Source organism: uncultured Microscilla sp. (genome assembly GCF_947493425.1).
In the GTDB taxonomy this organism is placed as follows: domain Bacteria; phylum Bacteroidota; class Bacteroidia; order Cytophagales; family Microscillaceae; genus Microscilla.
Genome location: NZ_CANLRP010000066.1, coordinates 24,951 through 41,477 on the forward strand (window position 1 = coordinate 24,951; position 16,527 = coordinate 41,477).

Sequence of the window (16,527 nt, forward strand, 5' to 3'; positions counted from 1 at the left end):
GTATACTACGACTTTAGAACACATCTATATACTTGTTTCGGGAAATATTAGCTTTATAGCAATGCCAGGTTGTTGGATTCCTGTATTGAAGTAGGGCAATGTTTGTTCGGAGCAAGTATATCACCCTTTATTATACTAAGATGAAAGTGATTACCTGCGGTGAGCTCGTCACAGCAAGCTGTAGACTCGGTTTTAGGATTTACAGGATTAGCTGAAGCAGAGCTCAGCACAGCAAAGCTGTAGCTTCGGTTGATTAATGTTGGTATTCAGGCAATTAGTCAAAATCCATCCTCAAAACCATTTTTGTTTAAGCATACCTACCATTATTTGTTGATGATATCATCTAAAGGATAATACTTGTTTATACATTGGATAAATCTATTAATGAATTGCTGATTAATTTTAAATTATAATTTAGCCTGTGTTGTGCCAGTAGTTCCAGCCAGGCAACTATCAAAGAAAACATGAAACGATTACAACATCTATTATTTGCACTTACCTTAACCTGCATCGTGGCGGTAGCCGTAAACGCCCAAATCACTATCCAACTCAAAGACAAAAGTACTCAGGAGCCCCTGGTAGGTGCAGTAGCTTACAACACTGATAAAACTTTTCAGGCAGTGAGCGATCGTTCGGGTACAATCAAAGTAAAAGGATTAGACAACACTGATACTATCTTTATTCAGTTTATTGGTTACAAAACCCTGCGTTACCCGTTGTCAAATGCGACAGCAGGTAGTGCAGTGCAGCTTTCGCTGGAAGAAGACGTTATTTCGACCAGTGAAGTAGTATTGGTGGCAAATCGTTTGCCTGAAAAACGTGAAGACATTGCCCAGCAAATAGAAGTGATTTCGGCAAAAGACATTAAGATGGCAAATGCCCCCAGTTCAGCTGATCTATTGTCGTCTACCGGAAAAGTATTTGTTCAAAAAAGCCAGTTGGGTGGGGGGAGCCCAGTGTTGCGTGGGCTCGAAGCCAACCGGGTATTGATAGTAGTAGATGGCGTGCGAATGAATAATGCCATTTATCGGGGAGGACATCTACAAAACGTGATCACACTTGACCCTAACATACAAGAGCGGGTAGAGATATTGTTTGGATCTAGTTCAGTAATTTACGGCAGTGATGCCCTGGGAGGGGTAATGCATTTTTACTCAAAAAATCCCACCTATGATACTCCCTTTCAAGCAAACGTAATGACTCGTTATGCCTCAGTAAACAATGAGGCTACTGGGCACCTTGATTTTACTATTGGTCTCAAAAATATATCTTTCCTCACCAGTGTATCTTACTCTAAGTTTGGCGATTTGCGCTCAGGTGCCAATTCTAACTTTGTCAATGGGTATCGCTGGGAGCTTCCGGCGTATGCCGAAACAAGAAATGGGGTAGATGTGGCAGTGCCTAACGATGACCCTCTTTTGCAAAGAAACACTGGGTATAGTCAATTAGACCTTACTCAAAAAGTAATGATTAAGTCAGGTGGTAATACCGAACATTTATTCAACTTCCAATACTCTGCTTCATCCGATATTCCGCGATACGATCGTTTATCAATAATTAAGAGCGATGGTACACCCGAAAGTGCTGTATGGAACTATGGTCCTCAAAGGCGTTTAATGGGAAGCTATAGGTTGAGCCAAACTACCAAGAATCGTTTTTATGATGAGATGAGTCTTACCCTCTCTTTTCAAAACATAGAAGAGTCGCGCATAGACCGTAAGTTTGGGCGTACTCGTTTGCGTACCCGTACTGAGAAGTTGAACATTTTGGGGCTAAACATTGATTGGCAAAAACAATACAGCAAAACTTTACAGTTCAATTATGGTTTTGAGTTTTACAGCAATGAAGTAAGCTCGCACAACCGCGAAGAAAACGTACAAACTGGCGAGATAAGAACCAGTAATGACCCTACCAACCCCGCCGAAACCCGTTACCCACAAGGAGGTAGCAACATGCGGTTTTTTGGGGCGTACATCAACGTGAAGAAAAATATTGGATCTTGGTTAGTAGGCTCGGCTGGAGCAAGATTAAGTGCTACTTCTTTGTATGCTAATTTTGGCAACAACCCACTAAAACTGCCTTTTAGTATAGTAGAGCAGGACAATAAGGGGGCAACTGGAAACCTAGGTTTGGTTGCCAAATTACCCAAAAAATGGCGGGTGGCTTTTTCCCTTTCCTCAGGGTTTAGAACTCCTAATGTTGATGATGCCGGAAAATTGTTTGATTCGGGAGGAGGGCTGGTAAGAGTACCTAATGCTGACTTAAGACCCGAAAAAACCTATAACATAGATTTAAGTGTGTTCAAATCGTTGGCAGATGACAGGGTGCACCTGGAGTTTACTGGATACCATATATGGTTAAAAGACATGTTGCGTATTTCTAATACTACTATTAACGGGCAAGATTCTTTATTTTTTGACGGACAGATGAGCCAGGTTCAGCATAATAGCAACATTGGTTTAGGCGTAATTTATGGAGTTTTTGCCAGTGTGCGAGCTGAAATCACCCAAAATATTTTGCTCTTTTCATCACTTTCCTGGGCAAAAGGTGAAGATCTTACCGAAGGGGTTGTCAATCGTAACCTTGATCATATTCCTCCTGCTTTTGGGCAAACCAGTATTAAGTTTAAGCACCGGAAAATGCGTCACGAGGTTTTTTTCAATTATCAATACTGGAAATTTTTAAGCGAATTTAGCGACTCTAGTGTAGATCGGCCTCAGTTTGCTGTACCCGATAAAGGCATTCCAGCTTGGGTTACACTTAACTACCGGGCAAGTTATAACCTACATCCTTCATTGACCCTTCAGGTAGCGGTAGAGAATATTTTAGATACACATTACCGTACTTTCGCTTCAGGTATCAATGCACCAGGGCGTAATTTTATTGTGAGTTTGCGAGGTAAATTTTAGAGGCAGGTATAACCGATTAGACAAACCATTTTTAAAATGGGTAATCTATTCCCTTTGCTTCACTGAAAAATCCCTGGTAGGTTGTTTTTACACAATTTGCCAGGGATTTTTGCTTTAGGATCATTTTTTTGTGGTAATTTACTATTAGGAATGGTGTAAAAATAAATTTCTATAGTAACGCTAAAATATTTTGTTGCTAGACGAGGCACGGCAATATCCAGTGGATATTGAGCGAGCTTGAGGGATGGTTGGCTAATAGCAGCGCTATTCGGCTATTTTTTAACAAAGTATAGCCTCAAAAGATGAGATTAAGAATGTGAATTTATTTTGGTACCATTCCTTAGGAAATCAATTGGTAGCAAAAAACAGTATATAACAGTCTAAATGAATTACTAAAAAAATGGTCATTCTAAAAATACATATCCAATCATTATTATTACTGACTTTTACCTGTGTTTTTTTTATACAATGTAGCCCCACAAGCGAGCCTCAAACCCATTATATACCTGTTGAAGCAACTATGGTAGGGGTAATAGACCTGAAACAGTTGTATTTTAAAGCAGATTTTAAGCAAGTACAAAGCACCGTTGGGTTTAAAAAATGGCAGACTACAATATTGAGTGCAAACAAAGATTTAGGCAGCATATTGCTCGACAACCTTCAAAACCCTTTTGCCAGTGGGATAAACTTTGAGCGTAAGGTTTTTGTGTTCGACTATCCCACCAACTATCTAATCAATACCAATCGTGGTATATTAGTAGCTTTGAATAGTGCCAGCAAGTTTGAACACATGGTCAGGAAGTGGAGCAAGAAACTAGTCATACAAACCGGGAAAGAAGATTTTAAGTGGGTAGAGCTGGAAGAAAACCTGGCTTTAGGCTGGAATAAAAAGGTAGCAATGTTGATGATTTCTGCGCCTGACTTTAAAATGAATTTAGTAGGTAAGCCACTTGGAGCCAGTGCTTACCTGAAAAAGTTTTTTAGCCTTCCGGCAGAAAAGTCGTTAAGTAAAAACCGTAATTTTCAAGCATTTATTCGCAAAGACAATGACTTGGCGCTATGGTATAATCTTGAGGCAGTGAAACAACAGATGACCGTGGCACTGAAAACCTCTAAGTATTCAAAGAACGACCAACAAGTGCTTGACGAAATTTTTAACTTTTCGGATGCATACATTCATTACGAGTTGAACTTTGAAAAAGGTAAAGTACGAGCAACTGCGCATTATGATTTAAATGATCACCTGAAAAAATTCTATAACAAAACCTACGGAAAAACTTTAAGCCCTAGGCTACTGGCAAAGTTGCACCATCATAAGCCTATAGGTTTTTTAGGCTTCAGTTGGAATTTTAGCGGCTTATATGATTGGCTCAAGCGAGTAGAAGACGTAGAGCAACAGTTTGAAAAAACAGCCAAGTCTATGAAGTTTACTTCACAAGAGTTGCTCGATGCTTTACAGGGTGAATTGATGTTGGCAGTGACCGGGTACGAAAAGTTTGAGGTAAAAGAAAAAGGTTCGCCTTACGGCGATTACTTAACCAAAATGCTGAAAAAGCATGAGGTAGGGGAGAAGAAGCTGGAAGATTTTAGAAAAAGATTGGATGAAATACCCGCAAAAGTGCGTGTAAAGCCTGCGCCAGAGCTAGTGGCTGTATTAAGTGTCAAAAATTCGCAAGTTGCCCAACAACTGTTAAAGCTACTGGGGCAGTATACCAAATTGACCCCAAGAAAAAGCTATCATCAGTTTCAGTGGATGGAGCTTACCATGTATGTAGCGGTCAGGGCAAACCATTTGGTAATGAGCAATCAGGAAAAACTTGTGCAAAATTTTTGGAGTAAACCACAAAAACCTGAGCATCTGGGAGGCTTATACAAGGAAGCCACCCAATATACTGGTTTTGGTTATTTTAACTTTAATTTTGATGAATACAGTCAAAGCACCCAGCAACATATCAAACAACAAGTGGGGACAAAGTTTGGGAAGTTACAGGAGGTGTTGAACTTATTTGATCACATCAAAGCCCACAATAAAGGCTTTGATGCCGAAATAGAGCTTGTAATGAGTAACAAAAAAGAGAATAGCCTTACTACCCTACTCAACGGAGTATTTAACGACGCTGCTATGGTTGTCTTGGCAGAGTAAAATGCTGTTGGCACCAGCCCAACTAACAAGGGCTGGTGCTTATATCTCTCAGGTTTATCAAATACAAGTCCTGTATATTGTTTCTATTCCCCCTCATCGTTGCTCATAACGTACAGTGTTCTTGCCAGAATAACTGTTTGCCAAAACTCCTCTCATAGAAGATTTTCTCACAAATAAAGCCCTCTCATGCAAAGCACCTGATGGATAATTCGATCAAATGATTCCTATAATTCATCTTTTTTATTATATTACATTAAGTAATAATACCCTAAGAAGCATTTGTTCGACAGCAATTATTTGAATGACCATGGAACAAACTCCCCACCCGTATCTTTTCTTTGACGAAGAAACTGATACGATTATTCTAAGCCCTGAGTCTAAAGAGGTAACACCCAAACAATTATCATTTCAGAAATTTCTAAAAAAATATACCGGTTATGAAGATGAACTGATTGCGGTTTATCGTCAAAGTATACTAAATGCAAACGAACAACAAGCATACAATCTTAAACCTAAACTTGCAGAGCTTCAAAGGTATAAAGACAACGTGTTGCGTCAGGTGCGTCATTTATTGTTATTATTTTCCGATAAACAGTTTAAGTGCAACTTCCCCTTGTATCGTCAGATATTTAATGCTTTTGTGACAGGTGAGCTCGAACAGGTGAATCAACTGTTGATGTCGCCAAAAAGCCTAAAGCAGATTAAAAATCCTACCCATATTGCCGGCTTTTTAATACTTAAAGCTCATTTTTTAGTCACCAATGAACAGTTCGATCAGGCAGAAGCTTGTTTTAGATCAGCCATTAAGCACCATGAGCGCTATCAGTACCTTATGTACTATGTCGAATACTTGAGTTCGGCATCGTCAGTATTGCGTCACCCCAAGCAGAAAGAGTGTAGTGAAGAAGAGATTATTCCTTGGTGTTTGAGAGCAATGGCGCTTGCTGAAACCGATGAACAAAAGTTTAAAAGTATGGAAAAAGCCTCATTTTTATATAGTTTTTGTGAGGCACCAGTTTACCGCCAGGCAGAGTTTCAACTCTACCACCATCAAATGAAATACTATAAAAAACTAGTTGCTCAAGATGCGGGGAAATACCGGGCGTATCTTGCCGAGTGTTATGAGTACTTAGGCAATTGGTACCGAGAGGCAAAGCACTATAATACAGCCTTGTTGTTTTTTCAGAAAGCCATGGAAATTAATAAAGGATTGGCGGTTGAAAATGCTGGAAGGTTTTTGCCACGTATGATCTATAATTTGCACTGTATAGGGCACCTTTACCGCGATTGGAACAATATACCTGAGGAAGAGCGCTATCGGGTAGCATTGAGTTATTATAAAAAAGGGCTTACTATTAGCCGTCAGCTTGCCGAACAACTGCCACGCAAGCATAACTATGCATTATTGACTATATTGTGGAACCTAGAGAGCTTTGGGTTTTCGACAAACCATAACGAAACGATCGAAAATATTTATCTGAACGAGTGGTATCATTACCAAACGCTTAAGAAGAAGAACCCGGGGCACCCTCACGCCAAACGCTACGCTACTGAGTTGTATGAAAGCCTGGCAATGTTTTATAAAAATAATCAACAAGCCGATAAAGCAGTGAAAATTTATGAAACCCTTGCGCTGGACGAACCCCATAAGTATATGCATGAGTTGATTTACTGCCTCAATGAAGAGGCACACCAAACCCGCATCATAAAAATATACGAAGAACTTGCCAAGTACAACCCCAAAGACTATGACATGAGGCTGTCGCAATACCTCAAGTCTGCCGGACTAAGCCTAATATTGAATGGGGAGGACAGGCAAACTTGCTTAAAAGGGGTGGCGTATATCAATCGTTCAGCGAAAATAGCTCAATCGTACCCACAACTGCCACAAAAGCTATATGAAATACAGGCCGACCAATACTTGTTCAAATCAATCAAGTTGCTAAGGCCCCAATATTATCAGTTGTTGGTGCCAGTAAATATGTATGAGTAAAGTTTTATCGGTAATATTAGATTTTTTAGTGTTCATCCAGCGTTTTTATCTTCTTTTTGTTTTAATTGAGGCAAATCTCATCAGACATGCGGCAAGCCTGTATATGAAAAGGTTTTATTGTATACAAAAACAGATAAATTTGGAGGTAACATGCCAGAAAATCAATTGCCCCAAGCCACTATACTTATTGTAGATGATCAAAGTGAGAATATTCAAACTATCACTCACTTCTTGGAAGAAGCACAACAAGGGTACGAATTGCTGATTGCGTCGAACGGTAAGGTGGCTTTTGAAGTGGCCAAAAAGACCCTACCTGACCTGATCATCACCGATTGGGATATGCCCTTTATGAATGGGCTGGAGCTTACGCAAGCTGTTAAAACCAATACCTCTACCCAACATATTCCTATATTGCTTATTACAGGAGTTTATACCAGTTCCGAAGACCTTAAAACCGCGTTGGATGCAGGAGCACACGACTACCTGCGTAAACCAATTCAAAAAGTAGAACTATGGGCAAGGGCATCCTCAGTGCTAAAGTTGATGCAGTCTTACAGTACTATTCAAACCCAGACTACCGAAATAGAGCGTCAAAACGAAGAGTTATTGGCACAGAATAAACAATTGGAAGAGCTCATTGCCACCAAAGACAAGTTTTTTAGCATCATAGGACACGACCTTAGTAGTCCCATTTCTCAAATGATAGGCTTTACCGATATGTTGGAGAATCACATAGAGGCATTTACTACTGAAGAAATTGTGCAGTTTGTGGCACGCCTCAAAGAGTCATCAATGCAAGGCTTTCGCTTGCTGGACAACCTGCTGCGTTGGTCGCAAACCCAAACCGGAAGTATTAGCTTTAACCCTGGGGTATGCTCTTTAAACGAGCTTATTCAGAACAACATTGACTTGCATAAAGAAAAAGCACAAGATAAAGAGGTAAGCGTTGAATTAAAGGTAAAGGAAGTACACCACTTGGTATTGGACAGTGATATGATAGACACAGTGCTACGAAACCTGGTGTCTAATGCGATTAAATTTACTTCCAAAGGTGGGGCAATTACCATTATTGTTACCAGAAATGGTCAGGAAGTGACGGTAAGCGTAAAAGATACTGGTATAGGAATTAGTGCCGCAAACATTGCCAAATTGTTTCGCCCTGATGTACACTATTCTACCAGTGGTACTCAAAACGAAAAGGGGACAGGCTTGGGGCTTATTTTATGTCAGGAATTTGTAGAAGTACACGGAGGTAAAATATGGGCAGAAAGCACAGAAGGAGTAGGTAGTGTATTTAAGTTTACAATTCCCATTAAGTCATGGGAACTGTAAACTGTGGGTGTTTTTAAACTTAAGCATCATTAAATAGCCAAGCTTTGGCATCTTCTATATTATTAAAGTAGCGAACATCACGTGCTTCCATTTCTTCTAATGTTTGCTCAAAAGAAAGTTGAGTGATGAAATCATCGTTCTGAATAAAAGCTGTTTTTGGGTATTCTTCCAGCATTTCTATTATTTTTTTGCCAATGTTTTCTTGTTGCCACTCTTGTAGATCAGGTGATATAGTGAAAAAATTAAACCTGTTGTCCAATAATTGGTACTTAAATGACGAAATATAGCCCTCGTCTATCAAAACTTTGAGTCCCTCAGATAATAATGTTTGGTAATCTTCATCAGTCATATCTGCTGATGCTTCATGCCAATATAGTTCATATAAACCTACATCTTTGTCAATATATGCAGTAAAGTAGTTGTTGGATAGGGTTGATATTTGAGTTCTCATGTTCTTAGGATTTAATACATAGTTAAAAAATATAGACATTACTTGTAAGCAATGTTTCGTGATCACTCACTATAACTATATACCAAGCTAACTATGGCTCTATGGATATAAAGTATGGTTTTTTTTAGGTTTAATTAAGGGGATATGAGAGGTATGTAGGTTTTTAGTCTTTGGTTTCATAAAAAAGCCAGAGTTTGGCGTCTTCTATATTATCAAAGTACTTAACCATACCATTGGTTTCATCAGTTTCTTCCATGCTTTGCTCAAAAGATAGTTGAGTAATGAAATCTTCGCTTTGGATAAAAGCAGTTTTAGGGTAATAATTCAGTATGTCAAAAAGTGCTTTCCCAACATGTTCGTTTTGCCATTCTTGCAGTTCAGGCGACATAGTAAACAAGTTGAACCTATTGTCTAGCAGTTGGCAAAAGTTTTGGGTATCCTTGATTTTATCATTTTTTCGCACAATGTCAATTTGATGTGCCAGTAGTGTTTTATATTCTTGATCTGTCATATCCTCCGAGCCTTCCAGCCAATAAAGCTCATATAGTTTTAGGTCTTCGTCAAGAAAGGCTTCAAAATAAGTATTGTCTTTGCTAGATGTTTGAATTCTCATGCTTTTAGGAGTTTAATATATAAGTACGATTATACATCAAATATTAGAATAAAGTTAAGACATACTAAAATATTTTGGTCAGAAAGAACCGGTAGTTAATTTTGATTAACCAACAGGATATAAAAGGGGCTACCTCGGATGAGATAGCCCCTATTGCGAATCTTTAGACAGTAGAATCAGCTACATCTAACAACCACGCTTTCGCATCTAATTCATTATCAAAATACCTTACTAAGCCAGATGTTTCACCAGTTTCCTCCATTGTTTGTTCAAATGAAAGTTGAGTGATAAAATCTTCACTTTGAATGAAGGCGGTCTTGGGGTAGTCTCCTATGGCTTCTACCACTTGTTTGCCGATATGTTCGCTTTGCCATTCTTGTAGTTCAGGCGACATGGTAAACAAGTTAGACCTATTGTCTAATAGCTGATACTGAAGCAAAGGAAGGTAATCGTTGTCAAGCATTAGTTGAATGACTTTACCCATTGACTCTTTGTAGTCGTCATCTGTCATATCTGATGATTCTTCCTGCCAGCATATTTCAAATAAGCATAAGTCTACGTCAAAATATGCAGTAAAGTATTTGTTAGATTCAGTGGAAACTTGAACTTTCATATATTCCGGATTTGGTGCACAGTTAAATGATTAAGTAATGTTTATGTAGTTTTTCAATATTTGCTAAAAACATATTAATATTTATACTATTCTTACTTCATAAAAGATTCACGGATTTGTATATAGTAAAAACAAAAATTGTCTATCCTTTAGAAAAAGAATACAATGAGTTAAAATATAGCAAAAAAAATAAAAAATTGTGCTGCTCCCTATTTAACTTGGCTAGTTAAATACTGAATCATGCAAACAACTATATTTCAAGGTTTAAAGGTTATTGAACTTGCCAGTGTATTGGCAGGACCATCAGTAGGAATGTTTTTTGCCGAACTGGGTGCCGAGGTAATTAAAATTGAGAATAAAACGACCCAGGGAGACGTAACTCGCCGTTGGAAACTTCCTTCAGAAGATAAAAATGCGCCACATTCTGCCTATTACTGTAGTGTAAATTGGGGCAAGCAAGTGAAGTTTTTAAATTTAAAAGAAGCCCAAGACAGGGCTGAGGTGCAAGAATTGATCAAGTCGGCAGACGTGGTCATTACCAATTATAAAGCGGGTGCTGCCGAAAAACTAGGAATGGATGCCACTCATTTGCAAAGCCTCAACCCTCGTTTAATTTATGCCTACCTCAGTGCTTTTGGCGAAGAGAGTCATCGTACGGCTTTTGATGTGGTGCTACAGGCAGAAGCAGGTTTCTTGTTTATGACAGGAGAACCTGATCGTGAACCTGTGAAAATGCCCGTAGCACTGATTGATATTTTGGCAGCACACCAGCTCAAAGAAGCCATTTTGCTTGCTTTGTATCGGCGTACTCAAACAGGTCAAGGAAGCTATGTGTCGGTATCTTTGCTTGAGGCAGCGGTGGCTTCGTTAGCAAACCAGGCTACCAACTGGCTCATGGCGGGGCATGTGCCACAGCGTATGGGTACTATGCACCCCAATATTGCCCCTTATGGCGATATTTTTTATACCCGCGACCAGAAACCTGTGATTTTGGCTGTGGGCACCGAAAAACAATTTGTTGCTTTGTGCCAGTGTATAAATTTACCTCATTTACCCAATGACGATCGGTTTGCCCAAAATCAGTATAGAGTACAAAACCGCCAGGCGTTGAAAGAAGCACTTGCTCCTGCTATCAAAACTTTTGATTTGGCGGAGGTAATGGAGGTCTTTCACAAAAATGGAGTGCCTGCCGGACAAATCAGGACTATGCCAGAAGTATTTGAGCAAAAAGAGGTACAACACATGATTTTAGAAGAACGTATGTCAGACAATACCATTAGTAAGAGGGTAAGAACTGCGGCTTTCGACATGCGACCAAACCAATTGTAAACAATGAAAATATTGACCTTGAGTGTATGTATGCTATTGTTGTTGCCCGAAAATGTAGCCCAGGAAATAAATTTAACTTATAAATGGCAAATTACCTGGTGTGGTTTTGCCTCATTTTCTCAAGAATATGAAAAGTTTTCTTCTGCAGAAAGAGCCACTTATCAAAAAAAACTAAAAAAAGCCTTTATCAGGTTTAAATCAAACCAAACCTACAGTATGCAAGTTTTTAATACTAAAGATCGTGGTACTTGGGCAACCCAAAATAACTTGCTTGTATTGAAGAGTAATGAGGGGGGGAAAGTAAAGTTCATGATAGAAAAGACTTCTCCAAAGGAGTTGACATTGCTAAATGTACAAAAGAAAGATACGTTGTTGATTAAAATAAGGAGGTAAACCAACAAAGTCGATGAAGAATATAAAATGGTTGATTGTTTTGGGGCTGGTAGTGGTGCTTTATTGGCTAAGTAATTATAAGGCAAGACCAAAGCTGCATTTATCATCGGTAGAATTGACTCGGCAAAACTACAGCAAGCAAGTAAACCAGATTTGCAAAGAAATGGACTTACCTCCAGCCTATTTCAAAGCCTTGATTGTGCTGGAATGCTCAGGAAGGTTTCCGCCCAAAAGCCGATATGAACGTCATGTGTACGACAAACTGTCTGAAGTAAAAAGGGGAAAAAGGAAAAGGTATGGAAGTTTGACTAAAGCACATTTGAAAAAGTTTTCTGACAAAACCCTGAAAGACCTGGCCACATCCTGGGGACCTTTGCAGGTAATGGGATATCAAACCATTGCAATGAAAATTCCCTTACATTGGCTAAAAGAAGAATTTGCTTTATACTATAGTATAAAATGGGTGAAGAAAAGTTATGGTAAATATTTGAAAAAAAAACGTTTTGGCGATGCTTTTCATATCCATAATACGGGCAAACCGATGCCCACTATAGGTACGCGTACCTATGACCCAAATTATGTCAAAAAAGGCTTAGAGTATATGAAAATATTTGAGAAAGATGCATTTTAAAACCTTTGATTTTATGAAAAAACAAGTATTCATTTTAGTTGTATTGTTGGTTGCGCCTTTGATGTTGCAAGCCCAAAAAAACAATGATGCCGACCTGAAGCAAATCAGGCAAATACTAGATAACCAGAGCAAAGCTTGGAACAAAGGCGATTTGGTGGGCTTTATGCAAGGCTATTGGAAGTCAAAAAAACTACAGTTTATTGGTAGCAAAGGAGTAAAATATGGTTGGAAAGCCACCTTGGAGGGGTATCAGAAGGGCTATCCCAGTAAGGAAAAAATGGGCATACTCAAGTTTACCATTTTATCTGTCGAAAAAATATCCGATGATGCTGCGTTTGTGATTGGAAAATGGCACCTTACCCGAAAAAACGATACACCCAATGGTCATTTTTCTTTGCTTTGGCGTAAAATCAAAGGGCGGTGGGTTATTGTAGCTGACCACTCGAGCTAATCTTGATAGCTGTCAGGCTTGTGTGTAGTAGGGATGTCTTATCAAATTAAAACATACAATATGCAGGGCACTGTTTTTTAGGCAAAACATTTGATGAGAGTAATTTGTATGACCGTGTAAAAAATATTACATTTAGTTTTATTGCTTGCCACATTCTAAGGAATGGTGAGAAATTAAATTACCATTCTTGAGGTAGAGGTTTTGTTTTGAGACGAGGCTATTTTTTGCGCCCATAGCAGCGCTACGGGCAATAAAAATAACGAAGTATCAAGGCTAAAAATCACCCCTTAGAGTGTAAATTTATTTTTGAACAATTCCTAAAAACAGTAACTAAAGATTAATGCATAAAATACTTGCTATTATAATATGTATACTGGGTGGAGTCCTTCCTGCCATGAGCCAAAATACAGACAGCCTCAAGGTGGTTATAAATTCAAGCCCAAACACCCGCCAGCAAGTACAATCTCTCAATGCATTGAGTAAGGCATACAAAGCCAAAGATACCCAAGCGGCCATCAAGTACGCCCAACAATCTATTGAGGTAGCCAAAAAAATTAAATATCAGGAAGGACTTGCTGACGCTTACGCCAATCTGGGACAGGCCAGTGCTTTTCTTGCTGATGAACAAAGCGACCCCACAGAAGGCTATGAAAAGGCTGCCCAGTATTTCCGCCAATCTTTTGATCTTTATGACAAACTTTATAGCCAGGGCAAACTCAGCCGTACCAAAATGCTCAGGTTTCTCGAAGGTGGAGTAATTACTGTTTATCGTGATTTGGCAGATATTTATTATTCAGAGAAAAAAAACTACAAGCAGGCATCTGACAAATACAGGATGTTATTTACTCGTTTTGGGGAGTATTCTTCTGAAATAAAAGACGAAAGCCTGGTGGTGTCAAGAACCAAGTTGCTGAACCAAAAGCTAAACCAGGAGTTATTGGAAAAAAAGCAACAGGCCTTGAAAAACGAACTCCAGATTAAAAAGGTAGAAAAAGAAAAAGATTCGTTGGCACTTGCCAATCAACGCCGCAAAATTGAATCTGCCAAACGTGAAATCCGGTTGCGTGCCTTACAAAGTGAAAACCTGAAAATACAAAAAGAAAATGAAGAAAAAGCCCACCGATTAAAAATTGCTGCCCAAGAAGCCCAACTCAAAAGGTCAAGATTATTAACCACTTCTATGATTGTGGGTTTTGTATTGGTTTTTGTCATTGTTGGTGTCTTATTTTACAGTTATCGCCGTCAGAAAAAAGTAAATCAAATTATTAGTCGTCAACAAGCCGAGATTGTAGAAGCAAAAGAACGTTCCGAAACTTTATTGCTTAATATATTGCCTCGTGAGGTGGCTGAGGAACTGAAAGAAAGCGGAAAGGCCTCTATTCGCCAGTATGAAATGGTATCTGTATTATTTACCGATTTTAAGGGGTTTACCAGCATTGCTGAGAAAATAACTCCAGTAGCCTTGGTGCGTGAGTTGGAAACGTGTTTTTTAAGGTTTGATGAGATTATTGAAAAATATAACATTGAAAAAATAAAGACTATAGGTGATGCCTATATGGCAGCGGGTGGTATTCCTATTGCTAATCAAACCAACCCACTGGATGTGATACTTGCCGGATTGGAAATGCAAAGGTATATGAACGAGCTAAAGGCGGTAAAACAGGCGGCTGGTGAGCCTTATTGGGAGCTACGCCTGGGTATCAACACTGGTAAACTCATTGCCGGAGTAATTGGTAAAAAGAAGTTTGCTTATGATGTATGGGGCGATACTGTAAATACCGCAAGCCGGATGGAGTCGAGCGGAGAAGTAGGTAAAGTGAATATATCGGGCAAAACTTATGAGTTGGTCAAGGAATTTTTTGAATGTGAGCATCGGGGCAAAGTAACTGCCAAAGGCAAAGGCGAGATAGATATGTATTTTGTTCGTCGTATCAAAGTGGAGCTATCGGCAGATGAGAAAGGGTTGGTACCCAATGAGCAATTTAAAAATATGAGAGATGGATACAACGGGTTAGCTGTTGCTTCTTAACCCCCAATTTGTTTATGGAAAAAAAACGTACACCTCAAGCCAAGTTTTTAACCGCTGAATGGCGCAAGCTAATTATGGTAAACTACGAGATAGATCCACAAGTACTTGAGCCTTTGGTGCCACCTCAAACAGCAATAGATTATTGGAACGGTAAGACCTATGTGAGTCTGGTAGCCTTTATGTTTTTAAATACTAAAGTGCGAGGCCTAAAATTCCCTTTCCATGTCAATTTTGAGGAGGTAAACCTAAGATTTTATGTCAGGCACAAACACCAAAACGAGTGGCGTAGAGGCGTAGTATTTATCAAAGAGATTGTCCCCAAAACAATGATTGCCTCTATTGCCAACTGGCGTTTTAACGAAAATTATGTGTCTATGCCCATGCGGCACAACATCCATCATACGACTGAATTGTTGCAAGTAAAGTATGAGTGGAAAATGGTAAAAAATTGGCAATCTATAGAAGTAAAAGCTAATCCAACTTCTACTCCGCTGGTTGAAGGTTCTCAGGAAGAGTTCATAGCAGAGCATTACTGGGGATATGGAGTAACCCATAAGGGGGGCACGCTGGAATATGAAGTAGGACACCCAAAGTGGGAAGTATATCAGGTAAATGACTTGAATGTACAATGCGACTTTACCCAACTATATGGCAGTCAGTATGTACCCTATTTGAGCACAACGCCTGCTTCGGTATTTCTTGCCGAAGGATCTGACATATTTGTATGCAAAGCCAGTAAGCTTTAGTAAAGTGTCTTCTCTTGATGATGCATAAAAAACACTTGCATTAAGTTTCTCAAAGCTTCGTTGTCATAAGTAAACGACGAACGTTGATTCATCCAACTATTCAAATCATTTAAACGAGAACTCAACCATTTGCGTAAAGCATCCGCCGAATTCTTTTTGCCTTCAGCCTGATTGATTAGACTACTGATTTTACTGTATAAAACATTGTCATCAAAAGTAGCATAGTTGCCACCAAATATTTTAAGTGTTTCGGCAATTACTTTATTGCTGGCAACAGGGTGATAGTTTTTAATATCTTGTGGGGTAATGACAGACCTGCTATAAAGCTTAAGCAATAACCATAGTTTGGCTGCTTTACGTTTTTCTGTTTTAAAAAATACCTGTAGGGTTTTCAACTCATTTGTCATCAAATCATTTTGATCCTCGCCTGCTCTGGACAAATACTGTGGATTGATTTGGTCAAGATCATAACTCACCTCTTTTCTTTTATTAGAAGCATTTACAAGCTCTATAGCAATATTGTATACCGTGCGTTCAAAGTATTGCTTTAGCAAACCATATTGAGGATTATAATTTCGTTGGATACAAGCCAACTTGTTGGTAAATAATTGAGTATTAATATCCTGAACAATATCTGCGATGCTCTCTCGCTTAAACCCTCCTTTGCTTTTAAACCTACGTACAATTTTTTGGATGCTTTCCTGATACTCAGGAGTACATATCAGGCTTTTAGGCGATTCCTGTAACATTCTGAAGGCGATTTCATTTTTCATAATACTTGTCGATGATTGAGTGTTTATTGTAATGTTTATATTCTCTTAGGAATGGTGTAAAAATAAATTTCTATAGTTTAATAAAATATTTTGTTGCTAGACGCGGCAAAAAATCGGCTAA

The 16,527-nt window shown here is 38.9% G+C and carries 14 protein-coding genes; 10 read left to right on the forward strand and 4 right to left on the reverse strand.

Annotated features, from left to right (window positions below; translation table 11 throughout):
* Positions 1 to 464: 464 nt before the first annotated feature.
* The 4 genes from Q0954_RS17210 (at position 465) to Q0954_RS17225 (ending at position 8,377) form a co-directional block, all read left to right on the forward strand.
* Positions 465 to 2,909: a TonB-dependent receptor gene (locus Q0954_RS17210; protein ID WP_299458736.1), complete on the forward strand. Its 2,445-nt coding sequence runs from the start codon at positions 465 to 467 to the stop codon at positions 2,907 to 2,909.
* 400 nt (positions 2,910 to 3,309) lie between these two features.
* Positions 3,310 to 5,052: a DUF4836 family protein gene (locus tag Q0954_RS17215; RefSeq protein ID WP_299458737.1), complete on the forward strand. Its 1,743-nt coding sequence runs from the start codon at positions 3,310 to 3,312 to the stop codon at positions 5,050 to 5,052.
* A gap of 301 nt (positions 5,053 to 5,353) precedes the next feature.
* Positions 5,354 to 7,045 (forward strand): hypothetical protein, encoded by a 1,692-nt coding sequence (locus Q0954_RS17220; RefSeq protein WP_299458738.1) that lies wholly within the window; start codon positions 5,354 to 5,356, stop codon positions 7,043 to 7,045.
* Positions 7,046 to 7,195: 150 nt separating this feature from the next.
* Positions 7,196 to 8,377: a hybrid sensor histidine kinase/response regulator gene (locus tag Q0954_RS17225; RefSeq protein ID WP_299458739.1), complete on the forward strand. Its 1,182-nt coding sequence runs from the start codon at positions 7,196 to 7,198 to the stop codon at positions 8,375 to 8,377.
* A 19-nt stretch (positions 8,378 to 8,396) separates the two neighbouring features.
* Here Q0954_RS17225 and Q0954_RS17230 read toward each other — a convergent pair whose 3' ends face one another.
* The 3 genes from Q0954_RS17230 to Q0954_RS17240 all read right to left on the reverse strand — a co-directional run bounded on the left by Q0954_RS17230 (position 8,397) and on the right by Q0954_RS17240 (position 10,054).
* Positions 8,397 to 8,828 (reverse strand): STAS/SEC14 domain-containing protein, encoded by a 432-nt coding sequence (locus Q0954_RS17230; RefSeq protein WP_299458740.1) that lies wholly within the window; start codon positions 8,826 to 8,828, stop codon positions 8,397 to 8,399.
* Between the two features lie 163 nt (positions 8,829 to 8,991).
* Positions 8,992 to 9,441: a hypothetical protein gene (locus Q0954_RS17235; RefSeq protein WP_299458741.1), complete on the reverse strand. Its 450-nt coding sequence runs from the start codon at positions 9,439 to 9,441 to the stop codon at positions 8,992 to 8,994.
* 163 nt (positions 9,442 to 9,604) lie between these two features.
* Positions 9,605 to 10,054 carry an STAS/SEC14 domain-containing protein gene (locus tag Q0954_RS17240; RefSeq protein WP_299458742.1) on the reverse strand — a complete coding sequence of 150 codons (450 nt, stop codon included), beginning with the start codon at positions 10,052 to 10,054 and terminating at the stop codon, positions 9,605 to 9,607.
* A 240-nt stretch (positions 10,055 to 10,294) separates the two neighbouring features.
* On the opposite strand from Q0954_RS17240, the gene Q0954_RS17245 reads away from it, so the two are divergent.
* From Q0954_RS17245 to Q0954_RS17270, 6 genes are all read left to right on the forward strand, one after another.
* Complete coding sequence (locus Q0954_RS17245) at positions 10,295 to 11,383, forward strand: CaiB/BaiF CoA-transferase family protein (RefSeq protein WP_299458743.1); 1,089 nt, start codon at positions 10,295 to 10,297, stop codon at positions 11,381 to 11,383.
* Positions 11,384 to 11,386: 3 nt separating this feature from the next.
* Positions 11,387 to 11,776 carry a hypothetical protein gene (locus Q0954_RS17250; protein WP_299458744.1) on the forward strand — a complete coding sequence of 130 codons (390 nt, stop codon included), beginning with the start codon at positions 11,387 to 11,389 and terminating at the stop codon, positions 11,774 to 11,776.
* A 13-nt stretch (positions 11,777 to 11,789) separates the two neighbouring features.
* Positions 11,790 to 12,407: a hypothetical protein gene (locus Q0954_RS17255; RefSeq protein ID WP_299458745.1), complete on the forward strand. Its 618-nt coding sequence runs from the start codon at positions 11,790 to 11,792 to the stop codon at positions 12,405 to 12,407.
* Positions 12,408 to 12,420: 13 nt separating this feature from the next.
* Positions 12,421 to 12,858, forward strand: coding sequence for a nuclear transport factor 2 family protein (locus Q0954_RS17260; RefSeq protein WP_299458746.1), 438 nt, complete (start codon positions 12,421 to 12,423; stop codon positions 12,856 to 12,858).
* A gap of 340 nt (positions 12,859 to 13,198) precedes the next feature.
* The gene (locus tag Q0954_RS17265; protein WP_299458747.1) at positions 13,199 to 14,887 is read left to right on the forward strand and encodes an adenylate/guanylate cyclase domain-containing protein; all 1,689 of its coding nucleotides are present in this window, start codon (positions 13,199 to 13,201) and stop codon (positions 14,885 to 14,887) included.
* A gap of 14 nt (positions 14,888 to 14,901) precedes the next feature.
* Positions 14,902 to 15,633, forward strand: coding sequence for a DUF2071 domain-containing protein (locus Q0954_RS17270; protein ID WP_299458748.1), 732 nt, complete (start codon positions 14,902 to 14,904; stop codon positions 15,631 to 15,633).
* On the opposite strand, the gene Q0954_RS17275 is transcribed toward Q0954_RS17270, so the two are convergent.
* Entirely contained in the window at positions 15,630 to 16,406 is a 777-nt protein-coding gene (locus Q0954_RS17275; RefSeq protein ID WP_299458749.1) for a hypothetical protein, read from the reverse strand. The genes Q0954_RS17270 and Q0954_RS17275 overlap by 4 nt on opposite strands.
* Positions 16,407 to 16,527: the final 121 nt, after the last annotated feature.